Source organism: Streptomyces galbus (assembly GCF_005280195.1).
Classification (GTDB): domain Bacteria; phylum Actinomycetota; class Actinomycetes; order Streptomycetales; family Streptomycetaceae; genus Streptomyces; species Streptomyces galbus.
On sequence record NZ_SZPR01000036.1, the window covers coordinates 122,617 to 131,335 of the forward strand.

Here is an 8,719-nt window from a genome sequence, read left to right on the forward strand (position 1 = left end):
GACAGACATGGACGAGAACACCCGCTACCAGGTGCTGCGCAACGACGAGGACCAGTACTCGCTGTGGCCCGCCGACATCGAGGTGCCCGCCGGCTGGCAGCCCGTCGGCAAGGAGGGCACCGAGGCCGAGTGCTCCGCCTACGTCGACGAGGTCTGGACCGACATGCGCCCGCGCAGCCTGCGGGAGCGCATGGAGAACGCCGAAGCCTGACGCACCCGGCGGGACCGGGCCGGGGCGCACCCAGCACGACGCGCCCCGGCCCGGTGCCGCCCGTCTGCCCGCACTGCCCGAGGAGCCCGCATGACACCGGTCCTGCACACCGAACGACTCACCTTCCGCCCCTACCGACCCGAGGACGAGGACCACTTCGTGGAGCTCCTGCGCGACGAGGAGGTCTGCCGCTGGATGGGCCAGGACCGCGTGCCCGAGGCGGACATCCGCACCCTGTTCCGCGCCATCCTCGACGACGTCTACCCCCAGCAGTTGTTCGACGTGTGGGGACTCTGGCAGGACGAGCAGTTCGTCGGGCACGCGGAGGTCAAGAAGACCGGCAACGTCGACGGACACGAACTGGTCGCCGCCCTCGCACCGCCCTACTGGGGCCGGGGTCTGGGCACCGAGGTGGTCCGCGGCCTGCTGCGCCACGCCGCCGACAACCTCGGCCTGAAGGAGGCCTACGGCATGGTCGGCGCCGACAACGCCGCCAGCCTGGCCATGTGCCGCCGCCTGGGCTTCCGCCACGTGCGCGACGTGGTCGACGACGACGGCAAGGTGACCAAGCTGATGGTGATCCCGACGACGGAACCGGGCTGACCCGCCGGTGGTCGGTCGGGGGTGACCGCGGGCCGCGTCGGCCGCAGGGGGAGAGGACCGTCCACCCGGTGAGGACCCGGTCAGGAGAAGTCCGCCGCCGTCATCCCGTCGGAGTGCCCGGCCGGCCACTCCACCAGCTCGATCCGGTACCCGTCCGGGTCCGTCAGCCACGAGGTCCGCGGGCCCGCGGCGCCGCCCGGATACTGGACGGGCCCCGGATCCAGACCGGCCTCGGCCAGCGCCTCCAGGGTGCCGGCCAGGCCGTCCACCTGGATCGCGAGGTGGTCGACCCCGCTGCCCACGTCCACCCGTCCGTCGGCGGGCCGATGGACCAGCTCCAGCGAAGCCGCGGTCTCCTCGGGGAACTTCAGGACCACGAGGCGGCTCCCGTCACCGGTCTCCACCCGGCCCAGCACGCCGTACCCGAGCGGTCCAGAACCGCAGCGAGCGCTCCAGATCGGTGACGCGGTACGAGACGAAGAGCGTCCTCACGCCGCCTCCCCGGCCCGGAGCACCCGGTAACGGAGGTGCGTGACGTCCCGGCCCTCGAGCCGCCGCACCAGCTCCAGCTCGATGTGCTCCTCACGGAGGTGGTCGAACAGCCGTCGGCCGCGACCGAGGAGGACCGGCACCAGGTGGATCTCCATCTCGTCCAACTGCCCGGCTCCCAGCAGCGCCTGCGCCGCCCCTGCCCCGTGCACCATGACGGGCCGGTCCCCGGCGAGGTCGCGCGCCAGCCGGGCGCATTCGTCCACGTCCGTGACGAACCGCGCGTGACCGGGGGGCTCGTCCCCGTCGTCCACGTGATGGGTGAGGACGAGGACGGGCACGCCGTCGTGGTGGTCGCCCTGCCAGCGCCGGGCCAGCTCGAAGGTCCGCCGGCCGGAGATCAGCGCGCCGGTCGCCAGCGCCTCGCGGTAGACCTGGCCGCTCGGCCCGTCGGACTCCCGGTCGTCGAGCCAGTCGAAGAGCCGTCCACCACCCCGCCCGAGCTCCTGACCTGGCCGGTCGTCGGGCCCGGCGATGAAACCGTCCAACGACATAGACATGTACAGCCGAATCGGACTCCGCATCCTCGACTCCTTCGCTCCGCCGCGCCCCGGGCTCCGCGGCTCTGCTCGGCCGACGGAGGTGCGCGTGCAAGGGAGACTGCCGACGACCGGCGAACTCATCGCACCGCCACGCCGACGGATGTCGTCGAGCTGTCGGGCTGCACGGATCGATGCCCTGAGCGGCGGCCGGAGGCCGGCCCGTACGACGGTGGGCTCAGCGCTCGAAGACCGCCGTCGCCACCGGCACCGCCAGCAGCAGACTCAGCCCGATCAGCGGCAGCCGGTCCAGCCACAGCACGGCGGCGAACTCGCGCAGGGTCGCGGAGAGCCAGTACGCCGGGGAGGTGGGCGCGCCCACGACGTCGACGGGGACGCCGGCGCGGCGGGCCAGCAGGGTCGTGCGGTAGACGTGGAAGCCGCTGGTGACCACCGTGGCACGGTGGCCGGGCCCGGCACGGTCCATGAGGGCCCCGCTGAAACGGAGGTTCTGCCCGGTGTTGACGGAGCGGTCCTCCCGGACGATCCGGTCGGCGGCCACACCACGCGAGCGGAGGTAGTCGGCCATGGCGTCCGCCTCCGAGATCACCTCGTCGTCGCCCTGGCCGCCGGACACCACGAACGTCACGGGATCCGTGTCCGGCGCGTCGGAGGCGTCGACCGCGAGGGCGCGTTCGAGCCTGCGCCGGAGCAACGGGCCGGGCCGGTCGCCGTCGAGCCCGGCGCCCAGGACGACGACGTGGGTGGTCCCCGGCGGCGAGGTGCTGCGGCCCCGGACCACCACGTACCCGGTGAACACCAGGAACAGCAGGCTGAGGTATCCCGCGGCCGCGTTCACCGCGACCATGAGACCCCCCGCCACCTCGCCGCCCACCAGGTGCAGGACCACGTCGAGGCCGAGCACCGCCAGCACCGCGCAACCGGCGGCACCGGTGGCGAGCAGCGGCGCCTGCGGTCCGTAGCGCCGGACCAGGAGGACGGCGTCGACCAGCAGGAGCAGGCCGAGCGCGAGCGCCCCGAGCAGGGCGGCGACGGCGAGCACGGTCGCGACGGTGTGGTGGCTCTGCGCGCTGCGGGCGAAGACGCCGAGTCCGGCAGACGTCACCGCGAGGCAGAACAGGACAGCGGTGGAGAACCGGTGCGGTGCCAGCACGGCATGCACGAGGCCGCCCACGGCGAACACCGCCGCCGCAAGGTACTCCGGGTACTCCGGCACGTCCCGCACCACTCCGCTCTCCCACCCGCCGGGCCCCTCGACCCGTCGCCGACCGCCTGACACCGCCTGCGCGTTCCCGGACCGCGCAGCGCGGCGGACCCGGTGCGGACGGCCGCCGACATCCTCGCAGACCAGCCGCGAGACGCAGCAGGCGGGCGGGCGCCGTCGCCGTCGGCGGGGGCCGGCGTGCGGGCGTGGGGCCCGGGACTGCGGTGTGCCGGGTGACAGGGGCCCCGCAGGCCCGACATGCGGCCGTCGCCCGGATCAGATGCGCCAGGAACGCAGGGCGTCGGCGACGGCGTAGATGCTCAGCCGGGTGTCGCGGACCTTCCTGACGAGGTCGGACAGGGCGCCGTACGGCGGGTCGATGCCCTCGCCGGACTGGTCCATGTACTGGGCGGCGACGAAGGCGGCGAAGAGGCTGTTGCGGTGGGGGAGCGGCTCCAGGCGGACGATCGTGTGCAGGAGCGCGGCAGCGCGCCAGGCGGTGTCCGGGTCGGACGCCTCCAGCGTCGGCATCCGGGTCCTGTGCCGGGCGACGGCCGCGACCAGTGCGGAGTAGTCGGTGACGCTCACGTCCTCGTGCCCGAGGGCCGCCTCCTGCACGTCGAGCAGCCAGGAGACGTCGATGTGCAGGACCATCAGGCGGCCGCAGCCCCGCTGCCGCGACGGGCCGGCGGCACCTCATCGGGGAACGCCTCGTCGAATTCCTGGCGCAGCCTGTCGGCCCACGCCGAGGCACCGGCGACGAACTGCTTGCGGTGCATCTCGCGCACGCCCAGGTCGTGCAGGTACTGCTTGAGACTCTTCCCCTCGGCGGCGGCGGCGGCGCGGACGCCTTCCATTTCCTCGTCGGAGAAGGACACGTTCAGTGACGGCATACCCGCGATGGTACCTAGTTGGTACCACGCTGCTCAAGAGAGCCGGGACGAGGCGCGGGCGAGGTCGCCGTCGTAGACGCCGCTAGCATGACGAGCGGCCATCCGTGCGCGCCTACCGTCTGGAACACACTGTGAGGAACGTCGTCCCCCTCGGGGTGTTCGGCAGGATCGCGGACCAGTCCGCTTTCGCGCAGGAAGCGGAAGAACTCCGGCGGCAGACCGGAGTGATCCCGAGAGGAGAGCGCGCAAAGATCGCCGGATATCTCCGCTCCGGCACGCCCATCATCGCCTTGATGGCATGCTCGGAGGACGTCCTGGGCAACAGGTTCACCTGCTCGGGTGGCCCGGCCCTCATGAGCGACGGCGCCTTCTTCTGGCGACTGGACGCCGCAGACTACGTCGAGCACTACGGCGTGGCGCTGCCCGAGGAGTTCCTCGCCCATGGCACCGCCCGCCGGTGGACGACGGCCCGACCCCTCACGCGCGAGGAGATCGTCGAGGTCGACGACCGCCTCGGCGAACTGCGGCGGGCCGGGAATCTGTGACCTGGGCCGTGATCCAGTGATCAAGCCCTGAGTGCGGCCTCGGGTCCCATCACCACGACCGGATGCCGGTCCGCGTCGAGAACGCGCAGCAGGGCCAGCATGTACGCCTTGTGCAGGGCGATGCACGCGTTGGTCGGCCCGCCGTGGTCCACGTGGAGCCACACGCCGCCGCCCTCGCCGTCACCCAGCGGCCGGGTCTCGTCCAACGGGCTGTTGCCCGGTACCCGGTTGTAGTCGATGGCGATGACGTAGTCGAAGGCGCCCTCCAGCGGTTCGCCGAGATGACCCGTCCCGGAGGCGGTGAATCCCTCGTCCTGGTGGTACGGCAGCCGGGTGCCCGGGTCGGGCAGCAGTCCTCCGGCGTCGCTGAGCGGGAACACCCCGATCGGGGTGCGCAGGTCGTTCTCGTCGTGGTCGTCGGTCCAGCCGCGCAGCCCGTTGCGGGCGGGCCACGGACCCGCGACGGGGACCCAGCCCACGCCCGGGTCCAGTTGGTAGAGCATCACCCGGGCCTCATTGGTGTCGGTCGCCGGGCCGGTGACCACCAGCACCTGCCGGGCGGTCGCCGGCACACGGCCGAGCATGGCCGGCCCGATGCCCGGCAGGGTGCGCACGACGGGGCGCGGGGGAGCGGGGCGGGCTGGGGTTCCCGGGGCGGCGGGTACGGCCGGGTCCGCCGCACTCCGCTCGCACCCGGCGGTGCCCGGCACTCCGACACACACGGCAGCGCCGGCCAGCGCGGCCAGGGCCCTTCTGCGGTTCACTGCGACCTCCGGCGGGGGACGTGGACGAGTGATGCATAACCCTCCACGTGCCCGGCCTGCCCGCCGCGGCCGGTACCTCCCCCGTATGGCCTGCGTCCGGTGACCCGCCGTGCACCGAGAGGCCACCGCCAGGACCGGTCAGACGAAGGTGTGACGCAGGTGCTCCACCAGATGGTCGGGGGTGGCGGGGTGGAAGCGCCCGGAGAGATAGCCGTCGGGCCGGATGAGGATGGCTTCCCCGTCCCGCGGTGCGTAGGCGCCACGGAACTCGCCGGCCGCGTCGCGCACGCGTGGCGGGCGCAGACCGACCGGCCGGGCGTCCTGCGGAACCTCCGCCGCGGTGACGAAGTAGGCGTCGAGCAGACCGTGGGCGGCGCGCCGCGCTTCGGCGGCGCACGCCTCGAGCTGTTCGGCGCCCCTGCCCGAGGCGTGCTCGGGGCCCGCGAACAGCAGCAGGACGTGCCGCGGTGTGCGCAACAGGTCGAACAGCCGCCGCGGGTAGGCGGCGAGGTCGCTGACCAGGCCACGGCAGTCCGGTGCCCGGTGCCCGGGGGCGGGGCCGGCTGCGGCGGCCCGGTTCTCGGCCTGCGCCGCGGTCAACGGGCTGTCCGGGTAGGAGACCAGCAACTGGGCCTGACGCCACAGCATCATCTGCGCCTGGTCGCCGCCGTTGAGGGGGCCGGAGCCGACCTGGCGGACGTTGCGGGCGTGTTGGACGGTGCGACTGACCATCTCCTGCGCGACCGGGTGACGTTCGGCGTGGTAGGTCTCGAGCAGCTCTTCGGATGCCAGGCCGCGAACGACCAGCGCCAGCTTCCAGGAGAGGTTGTGCGCGTCCTGCACACCGGTGTTCAGGCCCTGGCCACCGATCGGCGGGTTGATGTGCGCGGCGTCCCCGGCGACGAAGAGGCGACCGTTGCGGTAGCGGTCCACCAGGCGGTGACTGGTCCGGAAGGTGGACGACCAGCGCATCGTGGAGGCGGTCGTCACCTCCGGCGACAACCGGTCGAGCACAGCCTGGATCTGCTGGAGGTCGGGCCCCTTCCCGCTGCCCGAGCCGAGGGCGCTCTCGTCCGGCGCCGTCGTGCTCCTCCCGTCCGCTGCCTGGCCGTTGGAGCTCAGCATGGACAGCCAGTACCGCCGTGAGCCCATGGGGATACAGACGAGCATGTCGTCCATCTCACCGTTCGCGTCCAGGTTCACCGACCGCATGCTGTAGCCGGCCGGCAGTTCCCAGTCGAGTTCGACGTCGCCGATCATGTACAGCTCGGGGAGGGCGTCGCCGTCGAAGGTCAGACCGGCCGCCTTGCGCACGAGGCTGTGCGCGCCGTCGCAGCCCACGACGTAGCGGGCGGACAGCCGCTCGGTCCGGCCGTCGGGGTGCGCGAGAACGGCCTCGACCGCGTCCGGGCGCACCTCCACGCCCCGCAGCTCGACGGGCCGCTCGACCTCTGTCCCCTGGCCCGCGAGGTGCTCGGCGAGCAGCCGCTCCGTCGTGCACTGCGGCAGGGTCGCGAAGGGGTAGGGGACCTCGGGCGGCAGGCTCAGCTCGACCTGGGGGCGTGCCTTGCCGTCGACGTAGACGATCTGACCCAGGTGCGGCACCGCCTCGTCCAGCACGCGGTCCACCAACCCCATGGAGTCCCACACCTCCAGGGTGCGGGGCACGATGCCGATGGCTTTGGCGTGGGGCTGGGGAACGGCGAGCCGATCGACGATGCGGCAGTCCACACCGTGCCGCCGCAGTTCGGCCGCCAGCGTCAGGCCCACCGGACCCGCGCCGACCACCAGTACGTCCGTGTCAGTCATCGATCAGACTCCTCGTCGTCCGGACGGCTTCCCGCTCGCATGGGCTTCACGGGAAGCGCCGACCCGACACGACGGTGCGGCACAGCTGCACATCCACGACGCCTGAAAAGGGCCGTCCAGGCAGGTCTCGAAGCCTCCCACACTGCGAAAGCACATGGTCACCACCCCAGGGTGGATCGCCCGGCGGGCCGGTGACCTGCGGTGCTGCTCCGTACGGGTGGGAGCGTCGAGCGTGGACACGGTGCCGAGCTCGTCAGTGGACGCAGAACTCGTTGCCGACCGGGTCCTGCAGCACCGTCCAGGTCAGACCGGGAACGCTGTGCTCACCGACGACGCTCGCCCCGAGAGCGACGAGCCGCTCCACCTCCTCGGCCATGCCCGTGCCGGGCGCGGCAGCGAAGTCGATGTGCACACGGTTCTTGCCCAGCCGCTCCTCGGCCACGCGCTGGAAACCGAGGGCCACCGGCTGGGCCCTGACGATGACGAAGTCACCGTGGTCCTGGGCGATCTCCCCTTCCAACGCGGTCGCCCACCACTGGGCCAGATGCTGCGGGTCGGCACAGTCCACCGTGATCATCACTGCTGTCAGATTCATGATCGTCACCCTAGGTGTGGCCACTGACAGTGGTGGGGTGCCGCGGGAGGAGAAGGGTGGTACGGGACCGTTGTTGATACCGGGGGGCCGGTTTATTGTGTGGGGTGTGGGGGTGGTCGGGTGGGTGGGCCGGTTCTCGCGGTTTGTTGTGTGGTTGGCGGTCGGCGGTTGGCGGTCGGTGTTGGCTGGCTGGTTGGCGGCTGGGCGTTTGGTTGGTTTGTGTCGTTGTTGGTTGCTGTGCGTGCTGTGGGGTGCGTGCGGTGTGTTGTGTGGGGGGTGGTTGTGGTGGTGTTGTCTCGGGTGCGGTTGGTGGGGGTGAATATTGATGGGGTGTTGTTGAGTGATTCGTTTTCGCCGGTGATTTATCGGTTTGTGGTGGGGCGGGGTGGGGTGTGGTCGGCTGGGTTGGAGCGGGAGTTGTTGTCGCAGTCGCAGGTGCGGGCGGCTGAGGTGTTGGGGGGTCCGGGTGGGGCGGGGGAGGTGTTGGGTGCGTATTTTGCGGAGCGGGAGCGGTTTTTGGTGGAGTGTCCGGTGCGGGTGGTGGAGGGTGCGCGGGGGTTGTTGGAGCGGTTGCGGGGGTTGGGGGTGTGGGTGGTGTGTTATGGGGGTTTGGGTCGGGAGCATTTTGAGCGGTATTTGTCGCCGTTGGCGGGGTTGTTCGATGGGCCGGGGTATGTGTGTACGGATGGGTTCCGGCCGGGGATCCGGGAGATCGCGGGGTTGTTCGGGGTGGGGTGTGGTGAGGCGTTGTTCATTGATGATGTGGCGCGGGTGGGGGAGGCGGCGCGGGAGTTGGGGGCGGCGTTCATCGGGTGTCCGACGGATTTTGTGCACAGTTTCCAGCGGGAGTTGATGCGGGAGGCGGGGGTGCGGCATGTGGTGTCGCATCTGGATGAGATCAGTGAGGAGTTGCTGGTGCGGGTGGACCGTGAGGCGGCTTTGGGGCGGGTGTGGGAGCAGCCGGGCGGAGCGCAAGTGTCGGGAGGCGGGGGTGGGCGGAGGTTGACCGCGACGAACGCCTGACCCCCCGCCTGCGACCCCCTGAC

Annotated in this window: 11 protein-coding genes and 1 pseudogene; 4 read left to right on the top strand and 8 right to left on the bottom strand. The window is 71.6% G+C overall.

Features of this window, described 5'->3' with window-relative positions; all coding sequences use genetic code 11:
* The first annotated feature begins 7 nt into the window (after window positions 1-7).
* Window positions 8-211: an MbtH family protein gene (locus E4U92_RS33760; protein WP_137304256.1), complete on the top strand. Its 204-nt coding sequence runs from the start codon at window positions 8-10 to the stop codon at window positions 209-211.
* Between the two features lie 90 nt (window positions 212-301).
* On the top strand, window positions 302-814 hold the full coding sequence (locus E4U92_RS33765; RefSeq protein WP_137304257.1) for a GNAT family N-acetyltransferase: 513 nt from the start codon (window positions 302-304) through the stop codon (window positions 812-814).
* A gap of 80 nt (window positions 815-894) precedes the next feature.
* Here E4U92_RS33765 and E4U92_RS33770 read toward each other — a convergent pair.
* The 5 genes and pseudogenes from E4U92_RS33770 to E4U92_RS33790 all read right to left on the bottom strand — a co-directional run bounded on the left by E4U92_RS33770 (window position 895) and on the right by E4U92_RS33790 (window position 3,960).
* Window positions 895-1,306 (bottom strand): annotated as a pseudogene (locus E4U92_RS33770) (VOC family protein).
* Window positions 1,303-1,887: a dihydrofolate reductase family protein gene (locus E4U92_RS33775; protein ID WP_137304258.1), complete on the bottom strand. Its 585-nt coding sequence runs from the start codon at window positions 1,885-1,887 to the stop codon at window positions 1,303-1,305. The pseudogene E4U92_RS33770 and the gene E4U92_RS33775 overlap by 4 nt, the downstream one beginning before the upstream one ends.
* A gap of 193 nt (window positions 1,888-2,080) precedes the next feature.
* A complete protein-coding gene (locus E4U92_RS33780) occupies window positions 2,081-3,079 on the bottom strand; it encodes a YdcF family protein (protein WP_137304259.1) in 999 nt (332 codons plus the stop codon).
* Window positions 3,080-3,343: 264 nt separating this feature from the next.
* A complete protein-coding gene (locus E4U92_RS33785; RefSeq protein ID WP_137304260.1) occupies window positions 3,344-3,721 on the bottom strand; it encodes a toxin Doc in 378 nt (125 codons plus the stop codon).
* Complete coding sequence (locus E4U92_RS33790; RefSeq protein WP_168725256.1) at window positions 3,721-3,960, bottom strand: hypothetical protein; 240 nt, start codon at window positions 3,958-3,960, stop codon at window positions 3,721-3,723. Before E4U92_RS33790 ends, E4U92_RS33785 begins: the two co-directional genes overlap by 1 nt.
* A 293-nt stretch (window positions 3,961-4,253) precedes the next feature.
* Here E4U92_RS33790 and E4U92_RS33795 point away from each other — a divergent pair, with 293 nt between their 5' ends.
* Entirely contained in the window at window positions 4,254-4,505 is a 252-nt protein-coding gene (locus E4U92_RS33795) for a hypothetical protein (RefSeq protein ID WP_137304261.1), read from the top strand.
* Window positions 4,506-4,525: 20 nt separating this feature from the next.
* Here E4U92_RS33795 and E4U92_RS33800 read toward each other — a convergent pair whose 3' ends face one another.
* From E4U92_RS33800 to E4U92_RS33810, 3 genes are all read right to left on the bottom strand, one after another.
* Entirely contained in the window at window positions 4,526-5,269 is a 744-nt protein-coding gene (locus E4U92_RS33800) for a hypothetical protein (protein ID WP_137304262.1), read from the bottom strand.
* Between the two features lie 138 nt (window positions 5,270-5,407).
* The gene (locus tag E4U92_RS33805; RefSeq protein WP_137304263.1) at window positions 5,408-7,078 is read right to left on the bottom strand and encodes an FAD-dependent monooxygenase; all 1,671 of its coding nucleotides are present in this window, start codon (window positions 7,076-7,078) and stop codon (window positions 5,408-5,410) included.
* A gap of 253 nt (window positions 7,079-7,331) precedes the next feature.
* Window positions 7,332-7,673 carry a VOC family protein gene (locus E4U92_RS33810; RefSeq protein ID WP_137304264.1) on the bottom strand — a complete coding sequence of 114 codons (342 nt, stop codon included), beginning with the start codon at window positions 7,671-7,673 and terminating at the stop codon, window positions 7,332-7,334.
* Between the two features lie 276 nt (window positions 7,674-7,949).
* Between E4U92_RS33810 and E4U92_RS33815 the strand changes: the two genes are divergently transcribed.
* On the top strand, window positions 7,950-8,696 hold the full coding sequence (locus tag E4U92_RS33815; protein ID WP_241681792.1) for an HAD family hydrolase: 747 nt from the start codon (window positions 7,950-7,952) through the stop codon (window positions 8,694-8,696).
* Window positions 8,697-8,719 lie beyond the last annotated feature (23 nt).